The organism is Microbacterium sp. TS-1, assembly GCF_000509385.1.
GTDB classification, from domain to species: Bacteria; Actinomycetota; Actinomycetes; order Actinomycetales; family Microbacteriaceae; genus Microbacterium; species Microbacterium arborescens.
On sequence record NZ_BASQ01000001.1, the window covers coordinates 531,397 to 552,420 of the forward strand.

Sequence of the window (21,024 nt, forward strand, 5' to 3'; positions counted from 1 at the left end):
CGACACGGTGCTGACAGCGTTGCTTTCGACCGAGGGAGATCGATGGTCTTCGAGACGACGCTGGGCCGCGAGGGCACACGGCGCGAGGTGGCGCGCCAGTCGAAGCGGACGGCGAGGCGCCTCGCGCTGATCCGGCTCGTCGTGCTGCTCGCCGCGATCTCCGGCGTGAACTACATCGTCTGGCGCTGGCTCGCCTCCGTGAATTGGGAGGCGTGGTGGATCGCCCTGCCCCTCGTCCTCGCCGAGACATACAGCCTCATCGACTCGCTCATCTTCGCCGTCGGCGCCTGGCGGCTGCGCGAGCGCCACGATGCGCCGCCCCTGACGCGCGACGTCACGGTCGACGTCCTCGTCACCACCTACAACGAACCGCTCGACCTCGTCATGCGCACGGCGCGTGCGGCCCAAGCGATCGACTACCCGCACGAGACCTGGATCCTCGACGACGGCGACCGGCCCGAGCTCCGCCGTCTCGCGGAGGCCGAGGGCATCGGCGTCGTCACCCGGTCGCAGGCATGGCGCGACCGCCCACGCCATGCGAAGGCCGGCAACATCAACAACGCCCTCATGGTCACCGAGGGCGAGTTCCTGCTCATCCTCGACGCCGATCAGGTGCCCTCGCCGAAGATCCTCGACCGTACGCTCGGCTGGTTCATGGACGACAAGGTCGCTCTCGTCCAGACGCCGCAGTGGTTCGTCAACGTTCCGCCGAGCGATCCGCTCGGCAGCCAGGCTCCGCTCTTCTACGGCCCGATCCAGCAGTCGAAGGACGGGTGGAACGCGGCATTCTTCTGCGGCTCGAATGCGATCCTGCGCCGCGAGGCCCTGATGCAGCTCGGCGTCTCGCGGTACGTCGACGAAGTCACGCTCGCCGTCAACCGCGGCGTCCGCTCCTCCCGTCGCGTGCTCGCCCGCGCGCGCCGGGACCACGGCGCCGACCCGCGCATCGCGGCCGCGCTCGACACCGTCGCCGCAGCGCTCGACGACGTCAAGGCGGAGATCGCGCGTGGTGACGCACTGGCCGATGTCACCTACGCCTTCCAGAGTCGGATCGACCGCGTCCGCCGCGAGCTCGCCGACCAGGACATGTCCGATGTCCGCGAAGAGCTGCGCGCCCTCGCCGAGCTGACCGCGGACACCGAGGCCCTCGCCGTCATCGACGAGGTCACCCTCGATGCTTTGGGCGACCGGAGCCTGTCGCCGTTGGCCGCGCTCGAGTCGATCAGCATGCTCGTCTCGGCGTTCGATGTCGGACGAGATGAAGAGGCCCAGGCGATCATGCCTCTCGCGACCATCTCGGTCACGGAGGACATGGCGACCTCGATGCGGCTGCACGGCCTCGGCTGGAAGTCGGTGTATCACGACGAGGTGCTCGCCGAGGGACTCGCGCCCGAAGACCTGCCGACGATGCTGACGCAGCGGCTGCGGTGGGCGCAGGGCACCATGCAGGTGATGTTCCGCGAGAACCCTCTCGTGCAACGCAGCCTCAGCTGGGGGCAGCGGATCATGTACTTCGGCACGATGTGGAGCTACCTGGCGGGCTTCGCCGGGATCGTCTACATCGCCGCGCCGGTGCTCTACCTGACGTTCGGCGTCATGCCGGTTCAGGCTTGGAGCGTCGACTTCTTCGCGCGATTCATCCCCTTCTTCCTCCTCAATCAGCTGCTCTTCCTCGTCGTCGCCAACGGACGCCCCACCTGGCGCGGCGCGCAGTACTCGCTCGCTCTCTTCCCCGTCTGGATCCGCTCCGTGACCACGGCATTCGCGAACGTCTACCGCGGTCGTGCCCTCGGGTTCGCGGTCACCCCGAAGACGCGCGCCACCGAGGACAGCCCACGGTGGGATCTCGTGAAGCCGCAGCTGATCGCGATGGCAGCGCTCGTCCTGTCGCTCGTCGCCGTCGCCATCCGCTATGCCGTCGGGCAGGCCCAGGGCATCGCGCCGCTCATCAACATCGTCTGGGTGCTGTACGACCTGATGGTCTTCAGCATCATCATCCGCGCCGTGCTCTACCGGCCACCGGCACATCTGGAACTGAAGGAGACATGACCATGCTGGACCTCGATATCGACGTACGCGAGAACGGTCGAGTCGTCCGCCCCCACGGTCGACTCACGATGGTCTCGGCCCGCCCCTTCCGCGAGCGGGTGAGCGAGGAGATCGCCGCGGCGGGCGAATCGCCCGTGATCGTGGATCTGTCGGACGTCGCCTTCATCGACTCATCGGGCCTCGGCGCCCTCGTGGCCTGCCTCAAGACCGCTCGGCAAGGTGGTGGCGATCTCCGACTCGCCGCGCCGAGCGAACAGGTCACCATGGTGCTCGGCCTGACGAACCTCGACCGCGTGCTCCGGCCGCGCGCCACCGTGCAGGACGCCCTCGATGGCTGAGGTCGCGCACCGGTCGCTCGTCGCCGATGTCTCTCTCGAGAGTGTGGAGGCGGTCCACGATCTGCTCGCATCCTGGTGGGAGGAGGCGGGCGACGTCGACCCGCGCACGCGTTTCGCCTTCGAAATCGCCGTCATCGAGATCGCGGGCAACATCGTCGAGCATTCCGTCGCCGCGCACGGTGCCGAGGGGCGGCATTTCACGCTCGACCTGCGCGCCACCCCCGAGGCACTGACGGCGACCTTCCAGGATGACGCGCAGCCCGCCGAACTCGACCTCAGCGCGGTGACGATGGCCGACGCCGACTCCGAGGATGGCCGCGGGCTCGCTCTCGCGCTCGCGAGCGTCGACTCCGTCGACTACCGCTACGAGAACGGGCGCAACGTGTGGAGTCTCGAGTGCCGCCGCGAGTGACGCGGCACCTGAGGCGGACGCTCGCCGCCCTGATCCTCGCCGCCGCCGGCGCTCTCCTCGCGGCGCCCGCGGCCGTCGCCGACACCTCCGTGCCCGCGCCCGTCACGCAGGACGGGCTCTGGTTCGGCCCGGAGCTCGATTGGGGCTCCGACGGTCCGGACGGATACGCCGACCGGCTCGGCGAGACGCCCGCGACCTACGCCATCCGCCTGGCGTACCCGCTCGATGACAGAGCCCGCCAGGACTGGTCTCGCGCAGCCACGGCGGCCGCTGCCCAGGGCGCCGTCCTCGTCCTGAGCATGGAGCCGCGCGTTCCCCTCGCGGACCTGACGCGCGACGATGCCGCGGCGTTCAACGCGATGCTCGAGAAGGTGCAGGGCGACTACGACACGCACCACCTCGTCCGCTTCGCCCCGGAGATGAACGGTTCGTGGACCTCGTGGGGGCAGCAGCCGCGTGAGTTCGTGCGCGCCTTCGAGGCCGTGGCCGACGTCGTCCACGACGGCGGTTCGGGCGCCGAGATGGTCTGGGCCCCCTCGTACGGTGCGGGCTACCCGTTCGAGCGCGCGGACGGTCGCCTCGACGATCTCTCCCCCGGTGACCTTCGGGCGCTCGACACCGACGCGGACGGTCTGCTGACCGAGGCCGACGACCCGTACGGCCCCTACTTCCCCGACGCGGATGCCGTCGACCGGGTGGGTCTGACGATGTTCTACTTCGGCAAGGGCGAGTCGGGTGCTGCCGCGGGTCGCGACGTGCCGCTCGTGTCGAACAGCGCTCCCGATGAGGGTGAGGTGGCCGCGCGCCTGGACGAGCAGTGGGGCTACACCGTGCCGCAGGCGGAGGCCTTCTACGACAGGTTCGCGTCGGGCGAGAGCCGGGACCTTCTGCTCGACACCGGCGCGCTCTACGACTTCTCACTCGACGGAGACACCGAGCTCGCCGTCAAGCAGGGCTGGTGGCGCCAGGTGCTCGCCGAGCTGCCCGATCATCCGCGGATCACCGCGGTCACCTGGCTCGAGGCGGTGCGCGAAGAGGCCGAGGCCGGCGCGCAGGAGGTCGACTGGCGCCTGACCGCCTCGGGTGAGCTCGCGAGCGCGTTCCGCGCCGACCTCGCGGCATCCGGGCAGGTGCAGTGGAGTCCGATCACTGACGTGATCACCCCCGAGCAGGCCTCGGCCAGCACTGTGCAGGTGCGCGAGGGCAACGACGAGATGAACTGGATCACCGCCGCGGCCGCCGTGCTCGCCATCGCATTCCTCGTATCGGGGATCGTGGGCCGGATGCTGCCGTCGTGGCGCTATCCCGATGATTCCGCGACTCGCGACCTGCGCATCGACATGATGCGGGGCTTCGTCATCATCGTGGTCGTCGTCACCCACATCGAGGTGCTGAGCCCCTACTCGTTCGCTTCGCTGAACATCATCGGCGCCATCACGGGCGCCGAGCTCTTCGTCCTGCTGAGCGGCGTCGTCCTCGGCATGGTCTTCCCCGCCGCAGTGAAACGCAGCGGGGAATGGGGCGCAGCTCTCGCTGCGTGGGCGCGAGCACGGAAGCAGTACCTGGTCGCTCTCGCCGTCATCCTGCTGATCTTCATCGTCAGCTTCGTGCCATTCATCGACGCCTCGGCGATCATGACGTTCACCGACCGCGGCACCGGCGAGGACGGTCAAGCGACGACCGGCCGCGTGTACGACCTCTACCCGAACGCCGACCGCCTGCTCGACTACCCGCCGCCCTGGTACGCGGTGAGACAGCTGCTGCTGCTCGAGATGGGACCGTGGCCCTTCAACATCATGGGGCTGTTCGTCGTGCTGAGCCTGGCCTATCCCGGGCTCATGTGGCTCATCCGCCGGCGCCTGTGGTGGCTCGTGCTGGCGGGCAGCTGGGGTCTCTACGCTCTCCACATCACGATGCCGGAGCTGTCACCCCTGCCGTCGCAGTTCAACGCGGTCTTCCCGCTGCTGGCCTGGCAGGTGCTCTTCACACACGGACTCGTGATCGGGTACTACCGGCGCCAGATCATCGGGGCGCTCACCTCGACACCGGGGAAGATCCTCGTCGGGCTCTTCGTCGTCGGCTATGCCGGGTTCCTGGTCTATCTCTGGGCGGGCGACAGCTTCGGGTTCGAGCCGGCCCCTTTCCCTGCCGGCCTCTACGGGATGCTGTACGACTCGGGCTACCCGCGGATCGATCTGCACTGGGGGCGTCTGCTCGACCTCGTTCTCGTGATCACCTGCAGCTACGCCGTGCTCACGGTGGCCTGGAAGCCGATCAACGCGGTCATGGGGTGGCTCTGGATCCCGCTGGGGCAGGCGAGCCTGTACGTCTTCATCGTGCACGTGTTCTTCGTGCTCGCCGTGGCGAACATCCCCGGGCTCGATCGGCAGAGCTTCTGGCAGGGAACGCTGATCCATACCGCGGTCATCGCGGTGATCTACCTGATGGTGCGGAAACGGTTCCTGTTCTCGGTGATCCCCCGCTGACGACGTCCGGACGGCCGTGGTCAGCGCACCGAGACGACCACGGCCGTCACGTCATCGTCGACGACGTGCTCGGAGACGCGGATCGAGAGCTCGTCGAAGAAGGCGTCGGGCTCCGTGGCGCGGCGGAGGTCTTCGCCGATGAGACGCAGGCTGTCGAGTGTCGAGTCGTAGGCATCGAGGGCACCGTCCGAGACGGAGACGATGAGGTCGCCGTGACCGACCACCGTCTCGCCGGCCTCCCACTCGGCGTCGGATGGGCGCAGGCCGAGCGGAAGGTTGCGTGAAGTCAGACGCTCGCTCGTGCCGTCGGCACGGAGAAGCAACGTGAGCCCATGCCCCGCATCGACGTAGGCCACCCGGCCGCTCCGGGTCTCGATGACCGCGTGGAACAGGGTGGCGAAGGTCTCGCGATAGCGCTTGTCGTGCCGGGCATAGTCCTCGACCGAGAGCATCGCCTCGACCGGGTCGAGGTGAGCGCGCTGCTGGAGCGCACCGATCAGCTCCTCCGCGAACCCGCCGGCCTCCTCGCCCTTGCCCATGACGTCGGCGAGGGTGACGATGATGCGGTCTCCGACCTGCTGCCAGCTGCTCCGGTCGCCGCTGACCTGCCCGTACGGGATCGCCAGGGCTGCGAGCCGGACCTCTCCCGCTGCGAGACGGTCGTCGCGCTTGGCCGGGGCGCTGGACGCGGCGGGCACGGGCACGGCTCCGGACGCACCGGGATCGTCCATGCGCATCTCGGCCTGAGCCCACAGGCCGAAGCGCTCGAACGCTTCGCGGTCGGCGTCGCTGAGATCACGGGGCGCGGTGTCGAGCAGGCAGAGTGTGCCGACCGTCTCTCCCGCGTCGGTGTGGATCGGGAAGCCCGCGTAGAAGCGGATGCCGTGCTCGGCGACGATCGCGCGGTCGGCGAACCGCGGGTCGGCGCGGCCGTCGCGCACCTCGAGTACGGCGGGCTGCTTGACGGCCTCGCCGCAGAACGAGTCCTCGATCGGGGTGTGCCGGAAGTCGGACTCCGCCGGCTGCGACTTGGTGAACACGGTCTCGGAGTTCACGACGTTCACGACGGCGTAGTCGACATCGAACATCTCGCGAGCGAGCCGCGTGATGCGGTCGAAGCGCTCCTCCGGGGCCGTGTCCATCAGACCGAGGCGCGTCACCGCGTCGTCGTTGACATCGAGCTGCTGGGTCATGAGCGGGCTCCCCCTCCACGCATAGCCGGTCATCCGACCCTAGCCAGCGCCGATTCCTCCGGGAAGGAGGTTGCGCGATCGCTGCGCGTCGCGGACTCAGCGCAGCACGGTCCGGCTCGTAGCAGTCGCCTCGACCCGCACGCCGTCGGGCACGAACATCGATGACACGGGCGGATGCCACACCGTCGCCACGGTGACTCGCGCCGACACCCCGTCGGGAGTGGCAGCGTCGACCAGCGTGACGTCACCGGATGCCGCGACGACCTGGGCGGCGAGGTCACGGACACCAGCCGGGTCGAGGAGCGCGCGCGGCGAGCCCTGTTCGACCGAGAACTCGAACCCGTCGGAGGCGGCCAGAGCCGCGGCGTCCGCGACGGTGTCTGCCCGCTTATGGGCGAGATACAGGCTCATAGCGTCGGCGCTGAGGAGGACGAGCACGATGGCGAGCAGAGCGTATCCGAGTGTGAGCGGCAGCACGCTCCCCTCGTCGCCCAGCCGGTGGTGTCGCCTCATGGCGCGCCCCACAGCCGCGGCATCCGTTGCACCGCGGTCGCCTCGATCGGAACACGGGCGAGCCGGTCGAGGCCGAGCACGGGAGGCACGAGCGGAAGCGTCGCCTCGGTCTCCGCGGTGACGCGGAACGTCTCCCCCGGACGCGGACACGGACCAGCCCCGTCGCACGAGACGGCGAGCGCGAGATCGTCCGTCGCCATCCCGTACTCGGCGGCGATCGCCTGCGTGATGTCATCGGCGCGCGCGTCGGCCTGAGCGACGTCGCTCGCTGTCGCGATCGCGCGAGCCACGTGCCGCGCCGCCGCCTGGGCGGCGAACGTGTGAGTCTGCACGATGCCGAGCGACACGATCAGGTATACGACGGGGACGAGCAGGATGAGCCCGGCAGTCAGGAACTCGAGCGACGCCGATCCGTCCTCAGCGCGGTGCTGCTCACTCCCCGTCGTCCGCAGGCGCATGCGCGGTCACCTCCCACGCTGCCGGGATGCCCGTCAATCCGACGAGCGGCAGAGTGAGCCGCATCGTCACCTGGACCATCACCGCGTCATCGACTGCAGTGCGCCGCGTCTGGACATCCTGCACGACCCCCGGCCCAAGCGTCCGATCGACGATCTCCCGGGCGCGCGCGGCTCCCTCTCCGTCGGTCACGTCGGCGAGCGCAGCGTCATACGCGCCTTCGACCGCCGCGTCGTGAGCGACCCCCCGGACGTAGACGGCGAGAGCGAGCTGCATGACCCCCAGGGTCAGCAGGGTCAGCAGCGCTCCGACCATCACGAACTCCGCCGGACTCGACCCGCGGTCGTCGAGAGCGAACGCCATGTCAGAGTCCGGACACTCGCGCGATGGCCTGCTCGAACAGGTTCGACAGCGCGGGCCCGGCGAGCGCCCAGATGACGACGACGAGCCCCGCCGTCATGAGGGTGACGAGCACCCAACCGGGAACATCGCCCTGCTCGTCATCCCGGAGATCTCGTGCAGCGCCTCGGACCATCGTGACGGTTCGTCTCATCGCTTTTCCTTTCTTCGTTCTGAATGTGGTTCACAGCCCTAGGCGCAGCATCACGATGCCGGGGAACACCGCGAACAGGACCGAGAGAGGCAGCACGAGGAAGACCAGGGGAAGCAGCATGAGGATCTCCTTGCGCCCGGCCTGCTCGATCAGAACCCGCTTCGCGTCCTCGCGCGCATCGGCAGCCTGGGTCTGCAGGACCTGCGCCAACGGGGCGCCACGTTCGATGGCTCCCACGAGCTGGTCGACCGCGCGATCGATACTCGCCACGTCGAGGGAGCGTGCCATGTCGCGCAGGGCATCGATCAGGGTCGACCCGGTGCTGGCCGAGAGCACCGCCGCACGGAGGTGACGCGTCAGTTCGCCGGCTCCCACATCACTGACGCGGCGGAGCGCATCGTTGAGGCTCTCGCCCGCAGAGAGGCAGAGCGCGAGGAACTCCAGCACCGTGGGCACCTCTTCTCGCACCTGCCGCATCCTCTTCTCCGCGGCCTGCGCGAGCATCGTGTGGGCCGCGAGCGTTCCGGCGCCGGCGAAGACGATCGGCAGCAGCAGCGTCGCTCCGTTCGCATCGCCGCGAATCGCCACGACGATCGTGATCGCGGTTCCCATCGCGAGACCTCCGAGGCCGGCGAAGAGTTGCCGCAGGCGGAACGCCTCGGCAGAGACGGACCAGCCGGCCCGCAGGAGCCGCCGTCGCACCGTGTCTGATCCGCCGACTCGCGCGCCCAGCCGAGAGACCCAGGTGAGAAGGCGCCTCTGCCACGAGGATCCCGGATGCAATGGAGTCAGGCCCATCGGGTCGGCGATGTCGCGCAGGTAGGGCGCGATGCGTCGCTCCAGCGGAGGTCCCGCCCAACGCGGCATCCCCGCGACGGTGAGGAGAACCCCGGTTGCCAGAACAGTCCCCCAGATGATGGCGAGGGCGAGGTCGGAGAAGGCGGTCATCGCACCCACCTCCGCGGTTCCGGCAGCCGACCGATCCGCAGCATGAGCCGGTACGCGACGAAGGACACCGCGGCCCCAGCCACGATGAGGACCGCTCCCTCACCCGAGGCATACGCGCGTGCCCCTTCCGGTCTGAGGGCCAGGAGCGTCAGCACCACCCAGGGCGCGACCAAGCCGAGCACGGCCGCGCCGCGGATCCACGACTGCCGCGCCTCCACCTCCGCGCGCAGGGCCGCATCGGCGCGGACGGAGGTCGACAGCGCCCTCAGTACCGGGACGAGCTCGGTCCCGCCCACCTGCCGGGCCATCCGGAGCGTCTCCACGATGCGGTCGGCCACAGGGTCGGCGAGCATCGCCTGCAGACGCGCCGCACTGGTGTCGAAGTGACCGGAGGCAGCGAGATCTCGTGCGAACCCGTGGAACGCGGGCCGAAGGGGTGGTGGCCCGTTCTCCGCTATCGATGCGACGGCGTCACCGAGAGGCATCCCGGCTCGAACGGATGCGACGAGGAGGTCGCAGACGTCGGGCCAGAGTCCTCGGCGAGCTCTCCGCAGTCGCCGCGCGCGGGATCGTAGCCAGGCCGCCGGCAGGAGCGCCCCGGCGCCCCCGGCGACGATGGCCACCACAGGCAGCGATGTCACGAGCCATGCAGCCGCGGCGGCGAGCACCGCGACCCCGACCGATACGGCGGCGAGCCCGCTCACCGGCGCGTGCGCGAAACCGGAGGATTCGAGGAGGACGCGACCGAATCGCCGGGACGGACCGGGTGTCGCCGCAGTCTTGGCCGTCAGAGGCGACAGCCACGGCGAGACGATCAGCAGAAGTCCCGCGCCGAGGCTGGCACCCCACAGCAGGATCACGTCCGGCTCCGGTAGACCGAGCGCGTCGCGATAACGCCCTCGACCACCGCCCCGGTGGGAGACACGATCTCGGCGACGCGGCGGCGGCCCGAGCTCAAGAGCTCGCAGTGGACCACGAGGTCGACGGACGCCGCGAGCGCGTCGCGCACGAACTCGATGTCGATGTTCCGGCCGGCCAGAAGTGGGAGGACCGAGAGCTTCCGCAACGCATCCGCCGCGGAGTTGGCGTGGACGGTCGCGGCTGCCGGAACGCCGGTGTTGAGTGCGAGGATCAAGTCGAGAGCTTCCGCGTCGCGCACCTCGCCCACGATGAGACGGTCCGGTCGCATACGCAACGCCTCCTTCACGAGGCGCCGCAGCGTCACTTCTCCCCCGCCTTCGAGGCTCGGCTGACGGGCCTGCAGGGCGACGACATCGGGCAGATCGACGGCGAGCTCGAACGTCTCCTCCACCGTGACGACACGCTGCTCGGGCGGACTCGTCGCCATCAAAGCGCTGAGCATTGTCGTCTTACCCGCGTGAGTGGCACCGGACACGATGATGTTCCGTCCGCTCGCGATCGCGGTGCGCAAGATGTCCGCCGCCTCCACCGTCACCGACCCGACCGCCACGAGGTCGTCGAGCGTGTGGAACGTGCGGAGGAATTTGCGGACATTCACGGACCAATGGCGGGTGATGTCGGGGATGACGACGTGAAGCCGCGAGCCGTCCGGAAGCGAGGCATCGGCGAACGGCTGACTCAAGTCGACGCGGCGCCCAGTCGCGTGCAGCATCCGCTCGACCAGGTCGCGCACCTGCCCCTCGGTCAGAGTCAGAGCGACCCTCTCGCTTCGGCCGCCGCGCGCGACGAAGATGCGGTCGGGAGCGTTTACCCACAGCTCCTCGACGCTCGGATCGTCCAGGAGAGCCTGCAAAGGGCCGTAACCGGCCACGGATGCCAGCACGCGGCGCACCGCAGCGGACTCGTCGTCGACGGCTTCGAGCCCGCGTGCCAGAGCGAAGTCGTTGTGTCGCTGCACCTCCGCGGCCGCGACGCGCTCGACCTCGTCCGGGCGCTCCGCAGGATCGATGCCCTCCGACCGCAGCCGATCGCGCAGACGGCACGCGATCCGCGTCTCGGGAGGCAGATCAGGCGGCTCGGACCCGGATGCGGAAGAGAGGGAAATGCTCACCCGCAGCATCGTGGTCGCTATCTCGTCAGCCCGTCGTGACTTTCCACAGGGCCGGCTTGACTACGTAACCTGGCGACGGCGAGCGAGCGCTACTCTTCCTGATCCCGGACCTCGTGAAGCGTCCGCGCGAGCGACAGCACTGCCGTCCTGTACAGCTCGGGTCTCACGTTCTCCGGGTCGAAAAGGGCCAGCGCAGACAAGCCCAGGTCGATGGCCGTCAGGATGCGGAACTGATCCGCAGGAGCTATTCGCGCGAACCTGCTATCGGCCGGGATCGGAGACGCATCGGCCGGGATGTCGTCTGGCGGCGATATGAACTCGAGGAACCCCGCCGTCAGTCGGTCATCCCGCAGCGCATATGGGATGAAGTCGAAGACCAACCGCGCGTAGCTGGCGCGATCGCCGCTTCTCGCCGTGCGAATCCAGATATCGCACCACGCTTCGAGTCGTTCATCGTCATTCGTCGCCCGATCGAGCGTGGCACGAAATTCCTGTGCCTCCGGCGAGAGCGCCTGGCGGTATCGGATGACCTCCAGGATCAGTTGACCCTTGTCGCGGAAGTTGGAGTAGACCGCCCCCTTCGTCAGTCCGGCTTCCAGCGCCACGTCGTCGAGAGAGGCGCCTGCGACGCCGCGCGCGGCGAAGATCCGCTCTGCCGCCTCGAGCAACAGCGTCCTGTTCCGCTGCCGCCGCTCATCGCGGGTCGTCCGTGTCATGCGTCGAATCCTAGAGCAGCGCGATCAGCCGCCTTCGATACCGTCGACCCGTTGATCCGGATTTCAAATACTGCCAGTATCTGAATATGAGACGCATGGCAGCTGGCACCGACGCCCTCTCGCTGGAGCAGATCACCAAGATCTACAAGCGAGGGGGTACCGCGGCGAATCAGGCCGTCAGTCTGACCTTCCGTCCGGGTGAGCTCGTCGCGCTGGTCGGTCACAACGGGGCAGGGAAGACCACGCTGCTCAACCAGATCATCGGGGCGGTGAAACCCACCTCCGGCGACATCCGGTACGGAGCAACCTCGCTCATTGCGTCACCGGACACCGCACGCCGGGTCGCGTCGATGATGCCGCAGATGCACGCTCCGCTGACTGGCGTGACACCGTGGCAGGCGATAACGTCAATCGCCCGATTGAGGGGCCTCTCTGGATCAGATGCGAAGACCGCGGCGCTCGGCTTGATCGATTCGCTCGACATCGAGCCCTGGAAGAACACCGGCGGTGAGAAGCTCTCGGGCGGCCTGCGTCGACTGACGTCCTTCGCGATGGCGGTGATCGCGCCCCCACCCGTGCTGTTGATCGATGAGCCCACAAACGACGTCGACCCGATCCGGCGCCCGCTGATCTGGCGGCATCTGCGCCGGCTCGCCGATGACGGACATACCGTCGTGGTGGTCACGCACAACCTGGTCGAAGTCCAGCGCGCCGCCGACCGGTACGTGTTGCTCCAGAACGGCACGGTCCTCGTCGACAGCACGCCGAGCCAACTGCGTCAACAGGCGCGCACCGCAACCCTCACCGTTTCTCTCCATCCCGGTTGCGAGGTCACGACGACTCCCCCGGTCGCAGCGCACATGGTCGACGACGACGGGCAGCTCACACTCGACCTGGAGCCGGCGCAGATCCCCGCCGCAATCGAATGGGTTCTCCACCTGGTCGATACCGGCACCGCTGACACCTATGCGCTCGCGCCGGCATCGCTCGAAACCCTCTACGAAGGAATCACCCATGGCCGTTGACGTTCTCACGACCCCGACGATCAGCGTGCCGCGCCGGCGCGCGTGGCTCGGTAGCTGGTGGGGTCTCGTCCGGTGGAGCTTGACTCGGCACAAGTATCTCTTGCCGGCATTCACCGTGGTGCAAGCCCTGTTCGCCATCGCAATTGTCTACGGCCTCGCGCTGATGATCCCGAACATCGGCGCCGAGGCGGCCCGCTATCTCTCCTCTGGCGCCTGGACGCTGGGAATCATTGCCGTCGGGTGCGTGCTCGCCCCGCAGATCATGAGCACCTCGAAGCAGGAGGGCCTGCTCGACTATCAGAGAACCCTTCCGGTTCCGCGCTCCGCGATCCTCCTCGCTGACGCCGTCGTCTGGAGCTTCGCCGCGTTGCCCGGGATCGCGGTCGGAATGCTCGCCGCGTTCCTGCGCTTCGGGCTCGACATCCACATCGACCTGCTCGCCGTGGCCGCGATCCTCTCTGCGCAATTCACCGCGGTGAGCATCGGCTATGCGATCGCGCTCTGGTTGCCGCTGGGTGCCACGTCTCTCGTGACGCAGGTCATCATGATCGGAGGCTTGCTGTTCTCACCGATCACCTACCCCGCGGAGCGCCTTCCCGAGTGGGCCGTCACACTCCACCAGTTCCTTCCGTTCGCGCCGATGGCAGACATCATCCGCGAAGCGACGTTCTGGACCGGCGAGAGCCAGGTGGTGAACATCATCGTCGTGGCCGCATGGGCAACGGCGGCATACTCGACGGCTTATCTCGCGCTCCGCAGGAGAAAGTAATAGCCGCGGCGCTGGGCAGCGCCTAGTCCGCCGCCGATCCCGTGGCACGCCGCCGCAATCCCGTTGCGTCGGCGACGCCGGAATCGTGAACAATCCGTAACACTAACGAAACACACCGTTTCGTATCGTTGTGGCCATGACGTCGCAGACCGAGAAGCCGGGCCGACCCACCGACGAGGATCTGACCCGCCGCATCCTCGTCACCGCCGCCGACCTCCTCGGCGCGCACGGGTATCAGCAGCTCAGCGTCGAACGGGTCGCCAAGGCCGTCGGCTGCGGGAAGACGGCGATCTACCGCCGCTACTCCGACAAGGGAGCGCTCGTCGCCGCCGTGTTGCGGTCGCAGGTCGCGGTCGGCGCCATGCCCGACCACGACGACGTGCGCGCCGACCTGCTCGAGCACGCACGTCAGAACCAGCGCAACCAAGAGCTCTCGCCGGAACAGAGCAACGGGCTCCGCGCGATGTTCGAGCCCGAGGTCTTCCCGCTGCTGTGGGACACCTTCTTCCAGCACCGTCGCCAACAGGGCATCGAGATCATCGATCGCGCCATCGCCCGGGGCGAGCTTCCCGAGGACGTCGACCACGACATCCTCCTCGACACGATCGCCGGGCTCACCCTGTACCGGCAGTCCGTCAAGCGCATCCACATCGATGAGCGCCACTACGTCGACATCATCGACGCCCTCGTGACACACCCTCCCCGTCGACTGCCCGACGCCGATGAACAGGTTCCCGATGCCTCCTGAATCCCCGCCCCTCACCCAGTCCCTGCCGAAGGTCAGCGTCCGCGCCGTCGTCGGCTTCCTCGTCTTCTGCGAGCTCGCCAGCGGCTTCGTCCAGGGGTTCTACGCCCCGCTCCTCGGCGAGATCGCCGGCCATCTTCGCGTATCCGATGCCGACATCACGTGGTTCCTGACCGTTCAGACGCTGGCGGCCGCCGTCTGCGTGCCACTCCTGTCGAAGCTGGGCGACATCTTCGGGCACCGGCGGATGCTGCGCATCGCTGTCGTCGCGGTGCTGATCGGCACCCTCGTCACGGCGTTCCTGCCGAGCTACCCGATCGTGCTCGCCGCGCGGATCCTCGTCGGCCCGCTCGCCGTCTGGCTGCCGCTCGAGATCGCGCTCGTCCACAACCGCATCAAGGGCGAGACGGCTCGTACCTCGATCGGTCTGCTCGTGTCGTGCCTGACCGGTGGCGCGATCCTCGGGACCCTTGCGGCCGGTCTGTTCTCCGCAGTGCTGCCGAGCCTCACCCTCACCCTCCTCGTGCCGGTCGTCTTCGTCGCGGTCAGCGCTTACGCGGTGTTCTTCAAGGTGCCCGAATCGACCACCCGCACGGCGGCGAAGGTCGACGTGCTCGGCTTCGTCGGCATCGGCCTCGCCATGGTCCTCCTGCTGTTCGGGCTGCGCCTCGCCTCCACGTCCGGCTTCGCGTCGCCCCTGACGATCGCGACTCTCGCCGCAGCGCTCGTCGTCTTCGCGGTCTGGGTCGTATGGGAGCTGCGGACGACGTCGCCTGCGATCGACCTCCGTCTCGTCGTCTCTCCCGGGCTCGGGCCCGTCTACCTCACGGCCTTCCTCTTCGGCATGGTGATGTTCGGCGCGCAGTCGCCGACGACGACATTCCTCACCGCCGATCCCGCGCAGACGGGCTACGGATTCGCCGCGTCGGCGAGCACCGCCTCCGCCGTCACCGCGGTGGTCACGATCCTCGCCACCCTCGGGGCGGCCACATTCGCACCGCTGGCCCGGCGGGTCGGCATCCGAGCCGTCTTGATCGCGGGGGCGCTCGCGGCAGCATCCGGTTCGCTCGTCCAGATCGCGTTCCACGACCACCTCTGGCAGATCTTCGTGGTCTCGGCGATCAACGGCATCGGGATGGGTCTGCTGCTCGGCGCTCTGCCCGCGCTCGTCGCAGAGCTCGCTCCCACCGATTCGACGGGCATCGCAGCGGGCGTCTACAACTCGCTCCGCACGCTCGGCGGCTCGACCGCCGGCGCCGTGTTCGCCGTCGTGCTCGCGGGCTTCACGACCACGGGCGCATTGCACTCGTCGATCCAGGGCTACATCACGATCTGGGGAGTCTGCGCCGCGGCGTTCCTCATCGCCGCCGTCGCCCTCGCCACCATGCGCATGCCGCGCTCCGTCACCCCGGCAACGAAAGGCTGACATGACCACCCCCGATTTCACCGCCGATGCGGCCGCGATCGTTCCCGATCTCGTCGCCCTGCGCCGCGCGCTCCACGCCGACCCCGAGCTCGGGCTCGACCTGCCCCGCACACAACAGCGCGTGCTCGACTCCCTCGAGGGGCTGCCGCTCGAGATCACGACGGGAACGGCGACGACGTCGATCGTCGCCGTCCTCCGCGGCGCGCTGCCCGGCCCGGCCGTGCTGCTGCGCGGCGACATGGACGCGTTGCCGATCGACGAGGCGACGGGACTCGACTACGCCGCGACGAACGGCACCATGCATGCGTGCGGCCACGACCTGCACACCGCGGGACTCGTGGGCGCGGCGAAGCTGCTCTCTGCTCGACGCGACGAACTGCACGGGTCGGTCGTCTTCATGTTCCAGCCCGGCGAGGAGGGCCACGGCGGCGCCAAGATCATGCTCGACGAGGGGCTGCTGGATGCCGCGGGCGAGCGCCCCATCGCCGCCTATGCCATCCACGTCGCACCGGGGCCACGGGGCATGTTCGCGACGAGGACGGGCGCCGTGGCAGCCGGCTCGAACCAGCTATTCATCACGGTCAACGGTCGCGGCGGGCACGGCTCGCAGCCGCACCAGACGCTCGATCCGGTGCCGGCCGCCGCCGAGATCGTGCTCGCGCTCCAGAGCTTCGTGACGCGCAGCTTCGACGCCTTCGACCCCGTGGTGCTGTCGGTCACCCGCCTGTCGACGGGAGACGGGGCCGTCAACGTGATCCCCGAGAAGGTCGAGATCGCCGCGACCGTGCGGAACATGTCGCCGACGTCGCTGGCGATCCTGCAGAGCGGACTGCCGCGGGTCGTCGACGGCGTCGCCTCGGCGCACGGTCTCACCGCCGACACCCGCTTCGAGACCATGTACCCCGTGACCGTGAACGACGTCGCCGAGACCGAGGCGACCCTCGCCGAGCTTCGCCGGACATTCGGCGAGCAGCGCGTCATGGTGCTGCCCTCCCCGATGATGGGCTCCGAGGACTTCGCGTTCGTCCTGGCGGAAGTGCCCGGGACCTTCATCGCGCTCCTGACGTCACCCGAGGGAACCGATCTGAGCACCGTCGAGTGGAATCACTCCCCTCGCGTGGTGTTCGACGATTCGGTGCTGGGCGACCAGGCCGCGGCGTTGGCATCGGTCGCCTTCGCGCGCACGTCACGGTAGCCGACGAGTCGTCGCCGCACCCAGCTCGTGCGGCCTGCGGCGACGACTCCGGCTCAGCCGAGCAGCTCGATGCCGAACCCCGCGACGACGGCGCGGACTTCCTCGAGATAGCGCTGCGCCTGCTCGGTGAGCGGGACGGCCGTGCGGCCGATCCACCCGATCTCGATGCGTTCGTCGACATCGAGCGGCACGGCGACGATCTCAGGATCCAGGTCATCGCTGATGATGCCCGTCGAGATCGTGTAGCCGTCGAGGCCGATCATGAGGTTGAAGATCGTCGCGCGATCCGACACCCGGATCTCCTGCTTGCTTGAGAGCGTCGAGAGGATCTCCTCGGCGAAGTAGAACGAGTTGTTCGCGCCCTGGTCGAAGGTCAGGCGCGGCAGGTCGGCGAGATCGTCGAGGGTCGCGCGGGCACGAGCCGCGAGCGGGTTCCGGCGCGAGACGAAGATGTGCGGTTCGGCAACGAACAACGGGTGGAACGCGAGCCCCGAATCCCGCAGCAGCTTGTCGATCACGTTCCGGTTGAAGTCGTTGCGGAAGAGGATGCCCAGCTCGCTTCGCAGCGTCCGGACGTCCTCGATGATGTCCCACGTCCGGGTCTCGCGCAGCGAGAACTCGTATTCGGGCGCCCCGGTGCTCCTGACCATCCGAACGAACGCGTCGACGGCGAACGAGTAGTGCTGCGTCGAGACGCCGAGCAGCCGCCGCGACGGCGGCCGCCCGAGGTAGCGCTGCTCGAGCAGCTCGGCCTGCTCGACGACCTGACGGGCGTACCCCAGGAACTCCACGCCGTCGGTGGTCAGGGTCACGCCTCGGGCCGACCGGACCAGCAGATCGCGGCCGACCCGCGCCTCGAGATCCTTCATCGCCGCAGACATCGTGGGCTGCGCGACGTAGAGCAGATCGGATGCCGCCGAGATCGAGCCCTCGGCGGCGACCTCGATGAAGTACTGAAGCTGCTGCAGGGTGATCCCGCTTCGACGCACGGCCATAGCCCCAGGCTATGGCACTGGATAGCGAGCGGGAATTACCCGATGACTACCGCCAGAGCGCACGATAGAGCCGACATCTTCCGCACGGCTCTCCGGAGCTCCGCTTGATTGGCTGATCATGGCGAACGACTTCACGTTCCGCATCTCGACGACGCGTTTCGACGAGGACTACACCCCCTCCGACTCGTCGCGCATCACCACGAACTTCGCCAACCTCGCCCGCGGCGAGCGCCGCCGGGAGAACCTCCGCGGCGCGCTCGCGATGATCGACGCTCGACTCAACGACCTCGCCCGCACCGGCAACCCGGAGGGCGACCGGTACACCGCCGAGCTCGACATCGTCTCGGCGCACCTGCGGTTCGACGACGACACCGACTCCGACACCGAGGGCGCATCGACGGATGCCCCCGCCGACCGCGAGTTCCCGCTGCTCGAGGTGCTCGACATCCACATCGTCGACCGGCAGACCGGCGAGCGCCACCACGGCATCGTCGGCAACAACTTCTCGTCGTATCTGCGCGACTACGACTTCAGCATCCTGTTGCCGTCCGCGCAGCAGACGCCCGGCGCGTTCACGGTGCCGGATGGGTTCGGCGACCTGCACGGCAAGCTCTTCCGCCACTTCCTCGATTCCGACGCCTATCGCGAGCGGTTCCCCCAATCCCCCGTCGTGTGCATCAGCGTGTCGACGAGCCGGACCTACCGGCGTAACGGCAACCGGCATCCGGTCCTCGGCGTCGAGTACGAGCAGGACTCGTTCTCTCTGACGGACGAGTACTTCGCGAAGATGGGGCTGCAGGTGCGGTACTTCATGCCGCGCGGAAGCGTCGCGCCGCTGGCGTTCTACCACCGCGGCGACCTGCTCGCCGACTACACCGATCTGCAGCTGATCGGCACGATCAGCACGATGGAGACGTTCCAGAAGATCTACCGGCCCGAGATCTACAACGCCACCGAGCCCGCCGGCGAGGTCTACCGGCCCACCCTCGAGAGTGACCACTTCGTGCGGACCGACATCACCTACGACCGGGTCGAGCGCAGCCAGCTCGCCACGACGCAGGGCAGGTACGCCGAGGAGCACTTCGTCACCCCGCACCGCCAGGTCCTCAGCCGCTGGGCCGCCCGCTGGGCCGCCCCGAGCGCGCTCACCCGCTGACCCGCTCACCCGAAGGACCATCCGTGTCTCACACCGTTCTGCCCACCTCGACCGTCGGCAGTCTGCCCAAGCCGTCGTGGCTCGCCAAACCCGAGGTGCTGTGGTCACCGTGGGAACTGACCGGCGACACGCTGACGGAAGGCAGACGAGACGCCCTGCGCGTCGCGGTGCACGAGCAGGAGCGCCGCGGACTCGACATCATCAGCGACGGGGAACAGACCCGCCAGCACTTCGTCACGACCTTCATCGAGCACCTCGACGGCGTCGACTTCGAACGGCGCGAGACCGTGCGCATCCGCGATCGATACGACGCGAGCGTGCCCACCGTCGTCGGCGCCGTCAGTCGCCGGCGGCCGGTCTTCGTCGATGACGCGGCCTTCCTCCGGCAGCAGACCGACCGTCGCATCAAGTGGGCGCTCCCGGGACCGATGACCATGATCGACACGTTGGCCGATCATCACTATCGGAGCCGCGAGAAGCTCGCGTGGGAGTTCGCGACGATCCTCAACCAGGAGGCCCGAGAGCTCGAGGCCGCCGGCGTCGACATCATCCAGTTCGACGAGCCCGCGTTCAACGTGTTCTTCGACGAGATGAAGGACTGGGGTATCGCCGCACTCGAACGAGCCGCCGAGGGCCTGCGCGCCGAGACGGTGGTGCACATCTGCTACGGCTACGGCATTGCGGCGAACAACGAGTGGAAGGCGACGCTCGGTCCGGAGTGGCGGCAGTACGAGGAGTCGTTCCCGCTTCTCCAGCGCTCGAGCATCGACGTCATCTCGCTCGAGAGCCACCACTCGCACGTTCCGGTGGAGCTGATCGAGCTCATCCGAGGCAAGAAGGTGATGCTCGGCGCCATCGACGTCGCCAGCCACGAGGTCGAGACGCCGGACGAGGTCGCCGAGACCCTCCGCCGTGCCCTCGAGTTCGTCGACGCCGGCAACCTGATCCCGAGCACCAACTGCGGCATGGCACCGCTGCCCCGCGCCGTGGCGTACGACAAGATCAGCGCTCTGGTGGCGGGCGCTACCCTCGTCCGCGCCGAGGTTTCCACGCCCAGCGCTCTCGCCGCGCGCTGACGCGGGTTATCCCCGGCCCGTCGCCCTCTCCCCGCCCGCGCCGCGAGCGCACACTGGCGGCGGAAGGACGGTGATCCCGTGCTCACGATCCCCGAGGCGCTCGGCGCACAAGCCGACAACGGCCGCCACAAGGCCGACGGGATGCGCTCCCCCGCTCGCTTCACCGTCGCGGGCATGCTCGCGGGCGCGTACATCGGTGTCGGGGTCGTGCTCATGGTCACTGCCGCCGGCCCCCTCTTCGCGGTGGGCTCGGGTTGGGGCAAGCTCGTGTCGGGAGTGGTGTTCGGGGTCGCGCTGACGATCGTCGTCATCGCCGGGGGCGAGCTCGTGACGTCCTCGATGATGACGATCCCCCAGGCCGCGCTCATGAGGGCCGTGCCGCCGGGACGCGCGGCCGGGGCGATCGCATGGACGTTCACCGCCAACCTCGTCGGGTCCGTCGTGTTCGGAGCGCTGATCGTCGCGTCGGGGGTGCTGCACAGCAATGCCGCGGCCGGCGCGATGATCTCCGACATGCTCGCCGCGAAGGCACACGAGTCGCCGGTCGAGCTGTTCGTCCGCGGCATCCTGTGCAACGTGCTCGTCTGCATCGCGATCTGGATGACGGTGCGGCTGCGCAGCGAGACCGCCCGCATCCTGGTCGTCTTCGCGGCGATCCTCGCGTTCATCACCTCCGGCTTCGAGCACGTCGTGGCGAACATGACCACGTTCACGATCGGCCTGCTCTCCGGCGACCCGTCGGCGACCCTGGGCGGCTTCGCCCTCAATCTGGTGCTCGTGGGCGCCGGGAACCTCGTCGGCGGCGGCCTCGTCGTCGGCACCGGATACTGGTTCGTCGGCGGCTCCCCGCGGATCGCTGAGGCCCCCGCGAACATCCCGGGCTCAGGGCGCGAGAGCTCGGTCGCGCGATAGGTGCGATGGGGCGGCCATGCGTGCGCCGT

General features: G+C 68.6%; 22 protein-coding genes. 12 read left to right on the forward strand and 10 right to left on the reverse strand.

The window, feature by feature from the left end; all coding sequences use genetic code 11:
• The first annotated feature begins 42 nt into the window (after nt 1-42).
• From MTS1_RS02475 to opgC, 4 genes are read left to right on the forward strand one after another with little or no spacing between them, the layout of a single operon-like run.
• A complete protein-coding gene (locus MTS1_RS02475; RefSeq protein WP_023951111.1) occupies nt 43-2,049 on the forward strand; it encodes a glycosyltransferase family 2 protein in 2,007 nt (668 codons plus the stop codon).
• The gene (locus MTS1_RS02480) at nt 2,046-2,387 is read left to right on the forward strand and encodes an STAS domain-containing protein (RefSeq protein WP_023951112.1); all 342 of its coding nucleotides are present in this window, start codon (nt 2,046-2,048) and stop codon (nt 2,385-2,387) included. The genes MTS1_RS02475 and MTS1_RS02480 overlap by 4 nt, the downstream gene beginning before the upstream one ends.
• Nucleotides 2,380-2,799, forward strand: coding sequence for an ATP-binding protein (locus tag MTS1_RS02485; RefSeq protein WP_023951113.1), 420 nt, complete (start codon nt 2,380-2,382; stop codon nt 2,797-2,799). Before MTS1_RS02480 ends, MTS1_RS02485 begins: the two co-directional genes overlap by 8 nt.
• Nucleotides 2,784-5,285, forward strand: a complete 2,502-nt coding sequence (gene opgC / locus MTS1_RS02490; protein ID WP_052007560.1) for an OpgC domain-containing protein — start codon at nt 2,784-2,786, stop codon at nt 5,283-5,285. Before MTS1_RS02485 ends, opgC begins: the two co-directional genes overlap by 16 nt.
• A gap of 20 nt (nt 5,286-5,305) precedes the next feature.
• Here the strand turns inward: opgC and MTS1_RS02495 are convergent, their stop codons facing one another.
• The 9 genes from MTS1_RS02495 to MTS1_RS15970 all read right to left on the reverse strand — a co-directional run bounded on the left by MTS1_RS02495 (nt 5,306) and on the right by MTS1_RS15970 (nt 11,696).
• Nucleotides 5,306-6,478, reverse strand: coding sequence for a GAF domain-containing SpoIIE family protein phosphatase (locus MTS1_RS02495; protein WP_052007563.1), 1,173 nt, complete (start codon nt 6,476-6,478; stop codon nt 5,306-5,308).
• A gap of 96 nt (nt 6,479-6,574) precedes the next feature.
• Nucleotides 6,575-6,991: a pilus assembly protein TadG-related protein gene (locus tag MTS1_RS02500; protein WP_036304907.1), complete on the reverse strand. Its 417-nt coding sequence runs from the start codon at nt 6,989-6,991 to the stop codon at nt 6,575-6,577.
• Nucleotides 6,988-7,449 carry a hypothetical protein gene (locus tag MTS1_RS02505; RefSeq protein ID WP_023951120.1) on the reverse strand — a complete coding sequence of 154 codons (462 nt, stop codon included), beginning with the start codon at nt 7,447-7,449 and terminating at the stop codon, nt 6,988-6,990. Before MTS1_RS02505 ends, MTS1_RS02500 begins: the two co-directional genes overlap by 4 nt.
• Complete coding sequence (locus MTS1_RS02510) at nt 7,424-7,810, reverse strand: TadE/TadG family type IV pilus assembly protein (RefSeq protein ID WP_023951122.1); 387 nt, start codon at nt 7,808-7,810, stop codon at nt 7,424-7,426. Before MTS1_RS02510 ends, MTS1_RS02505 begins: the two co-directional genes overlap by 26 nt.
• 1 nt (nt 7,811) lies before the next feature.
• Nucleotides 7,812-8,000, reverse strand: a complete 189-nt coding sequence (locus MTS1_RS02515) for a hypothetical protein (protein ID WP_023951124.1) — start codon at nt 7,998-8,000, stop codon at nt 7,812-7,814.
• Between the two features lie 30 nt (nt 8,001-8,030).
• On the reverse strand, nt 8,031-8,948 hold the full coding sequence (locus MTS1_RS02520; protein ID WP_023951126.1) for a type II secretion system F family protein: 918 nt from the start codon (nt 8,946-8,948) through the stop codon (nt 8,031-8,033).
• Nucleotides 8,945-9,808, reverse strand: a complete 864-nt coding sequence (locus MTS1_RS02525) for a type II secretion system F family protein (RefSeq protein WP_023951128.1) — start codon at nt 9,806-9,808, stop codon at nt 8,945-8,947. The genes MTS1_RS02520 and MTS1_RS02525 overlap by 4 nt, the downstream gene beginning before the upstream one ends.
• Nucleotides 9,805-10,980, reverse strand: coding sequence for a CpaF family protein (locus tag MTS1_RS02530; protein ID WP_370576206.1), 1,176 nt, complete (start codon nt 10,978-10,980; stop codon nt 9,805-9,807). Before MTS1_RS02530 ends, MTS1_RS02525 begins: the two co-directional genes overlap by 4 nt.
• Nucleotides 10,981-11,069: 89 nt before the next feature.
• Complete coding sequence (locus MTS1_RS15970) at nt 11,070-11,696, reverse strand: TetR family transcriptional regulator (protein ID WP_023951132.1); 627 nt, start codon at nt 11,694-11,696, stop codon at nt 11,070-11,072.
• Nucleotides 11,697-11,791: 95 nt separating this feature from the next.
• Here MTS1_RS15970 and MTS1_RS02540 point away from each other — a divergent pair, with 95 nt between their 5' ends.
• The 5 genes from MTS1_RS02540 (at nt 11,792) to MTS1_RS02560 (ending at nt 16,856) form a co-directional block, all read left to right on the forward strand.
• Nucleotides 11,792-12,721: an ABC transporter ATP-binding protein gene (locus MTS1_RS02540; protein ID WP_023951134.1), complete on the forward strand. Its 930-nt coding sequence runs from the start codon at nt 11,792-11,794 to the stop codon at nt 12,719-12,721.
• Nucleotides 12,711-13,490: an ABC transporter permease gene (locus MTS1_RS02545; RefSeq protein ID WP_023951136.1), complete on the forward strand. Its 780-nt coding sequence runs from the start codon at nt 12,711-12,713 to the stop codon at nt 13,488-13,490. Before MTS1_RS02540 ends, MTS1_RS02545 begins: the two co-directional genes overlap by 11 nt.
• Nucleotides 13,491-13,626: 136 nt before the next feature.
• The gene (locus MTS1_RS02550; RefSeq protein ID WP_023951138.1) at nt 13,627-14,238 is read left to right on the forward strand and encodes a TetR/AcrR family transcriptional regulator; all 612 of its coding nucleotides are present in this window, start codon (nt 13,627-13,629) and stop codon (nt 14,236-14,238) included.
• A complete protein-coding gene (locus tag MTS1_RS02555; RefSeq protein ID WP_023951140.1) occupies nt 14,228-15,661 on the forward strand; it encodes an MFS transporter in 1,434 nt (477 codons plus the stop codon). Before MTS1_RS02550 ends, MTS1_RS02555 begins: the two co-directional genes overlap by 11 nt.
• Nucleotide 15,662: 1 nt before the next feature.
• Nucleotides 15,663-16,856, forward strand: coding sequence for a M20 family metallopeptidase (locus tag MTS1_RS02560; protein WP_023951142.1), 1,194 nt, complete (start codon nt 15,663-15,665; stop codon nt 16,854-16,856).
• Between the two features lie 53 nt (nt 16,857-16,909).
• On the opposite strand, the gene MTS1_RS02565 is transcribed toward MTS1_RS02560, so the two are convergent.
• Entirely contained in the window at nt 16,910-17,851 is a 942-nt protein-coding gene (locus tag MTS1_RS02565) for a LysR family transcriptional regulator (protein ID WP_023951144.1), read from the reverse strand.
• Between the two features lie 118 nt (nt 17,852-17,969).
• Here MTS1_RS02565 and MTS1_RS02570 point away from each other — a divergent pair, with 118 nt between their 5' ends.
• The 3 genes from MTS1_RS02570 to MTS1_RS02580 all read left to right on the forward strand — a co-directional run bounded on the left by MTS1_RS02570 (nt 17,970) and on the right by MTS1_RS02580 (nt 20,995).
• Nucleotides 17,970-19,007 (forward strand): putative oxygenase MesX, encoded by a 1,038-nt coding sequence (locus tag MTS1_RS02570; RefSeq protein ID WP_023951147.1) that lies wholly within the window; start codon nt 17,970-17,972, stop codon nt 19,005-19,007.
• A 23-nt stretch (nt 19,008-19,030) separates the two neighbouring features.
• A complete protein-coding gene (locus tag MTS1_RS02575; RefSeq protein ID WP_023951149.1) occupies nt 19,031-20,083 on the forward strand; it encodes a methionine synthase in 1,053 nt (350 codons plus the stop codon).
• A 78-nt stretch (nt 20,084-20,161) separates the two neighbouring features.
• Entirely contained in the window at nt 20,162-20,995 is an 834-nt protein-coding gene (locus MTS1_RS02580; protein WP_023951151.1) for a formate/nitrite transporter family protein, read from the forward strand.
• Nucleotides 20,996-21,024: the final 29 nt, after the last annotated feature.

Bases quoted from the DNA above. Each gene is read 5' to 3' on its own strand.
- MTS1_RS02570 (WP_023951147.1), top strand. From the start codon at position 17,970: ATGGCGAACGACTTCACGTTCCGCATCTCGACGACGCGTTTCGACGAG.
- MTS1_RS02550 (WP_023951138.1), top strand. From the start codon at position 13,627: ATGACGTCGCAGACCGAGAAGCCGGGCCGACCCACCGACGAGGATCTG.
- MTS1_RS02560 (WP_023951142.1), top strand. From the start codon at position 15,663: ATGACCACCCCCGATTTCACCGCCGATGCGGCCGCGATCGTTCCCGAT.
- MTS1_RS02540 (WP_023951134.1), top strand. From the start codon at position 11,792: ATGGCAGCTGGCACCGACGCCCTCTCGCTGGAGCAGATCACCAAGATC.
- MTS1_RS15970 (WP_023951132.1), bottom strand. From the start codon at position 11,696: ATGACACGGACGACCCGCGATGAGCGGCGGCAGCGGAACAGGACGCTG.
- MTS1_RS02515 (WP_023951124.1), bottom strand. From the start codon at position 8,000: ATGAGACGAACCGTCACGATGGTCCGAGGCGCTGCACGAGATCTCCGG.
- MTS1_RS02555 (WP_023951140.1), top strand. From the start codon at position 14,228: ATGCCTCCTGAATCCCCGCCCCTCACCCAGTCCCTGCCGAAGGTCAGC.
- MTS1_RS02495 (WP_052007563.1), bottom strand. From the start codon at position 6,478: ATGACCCAGCAGCTCGATGTCAACGACGACGCGGTGACGCGCCTCGGT.
- MTS1_RS02510 (WP_023951122.1), bottom strand. From the start codon at position 7,810: ATGGCGTTCGCTCTCGACGACCGCGGGTCGAGTCCGGCGGAGTTCGTG.
- MTS1_RS02545 (WP_023951136.1), top strand. From the start codon at position 12,711: ATGGCCGTTGACGTTCTCACGACCCCGACGATCAGCGTGCCGCGCCGG.
- MTS1_RS02475 (WP_023951111.1), top strand. From the start codon at position 43: ATGGTCTTCGAGACGACGCTGGGCCGCGAGGGCACACGGCGCGAGGTG.
- MTS1_RS02500 (WP_036304907.1), bottom strand. From the start codon at position 6,991: ATGAGGCGACACCACCGGCTGGGCGACGAGGGGAGCGTGCTGCCGCTC.
- MTS1_RS02565 (WP_023951144.1), bottom strand. From the start codon at position 17,851: ATGGCCGTGCGTCGAAGCGGGATCACCCTGCAGCAGCTTCAGTACTTC.
- MTS1_RS02480 (WP_023951112.1), top strand. From the start codon at position 2,046: ATGACCATGCTGGACCTCGATATCGACGTACGCGAGAACGGTCGAGTC.
- MTS1_RS02520 (WP_023951126.1), bottom strand. From the start codon at position 8,948: ATGACCGCCTTCTCCGACCTCGCCCTCGCCATCATCTGGGGGACTGTT.
- MTS1_RS02505 (WP_023951120.1), bottom strand. From the start codon at position 7,449: ATGCGCCTGCGGACGACGGGGAGTGAGCAGCACCGCGCTGAGGACGGA.
- MTS1_RS02485 (WP_023951113.1), top strand. From the start codon at position 2,380: ATGGCTGAGGTCGCGCACCGGTCGCTCGTCGCCGATGTCTCTCTCGAG.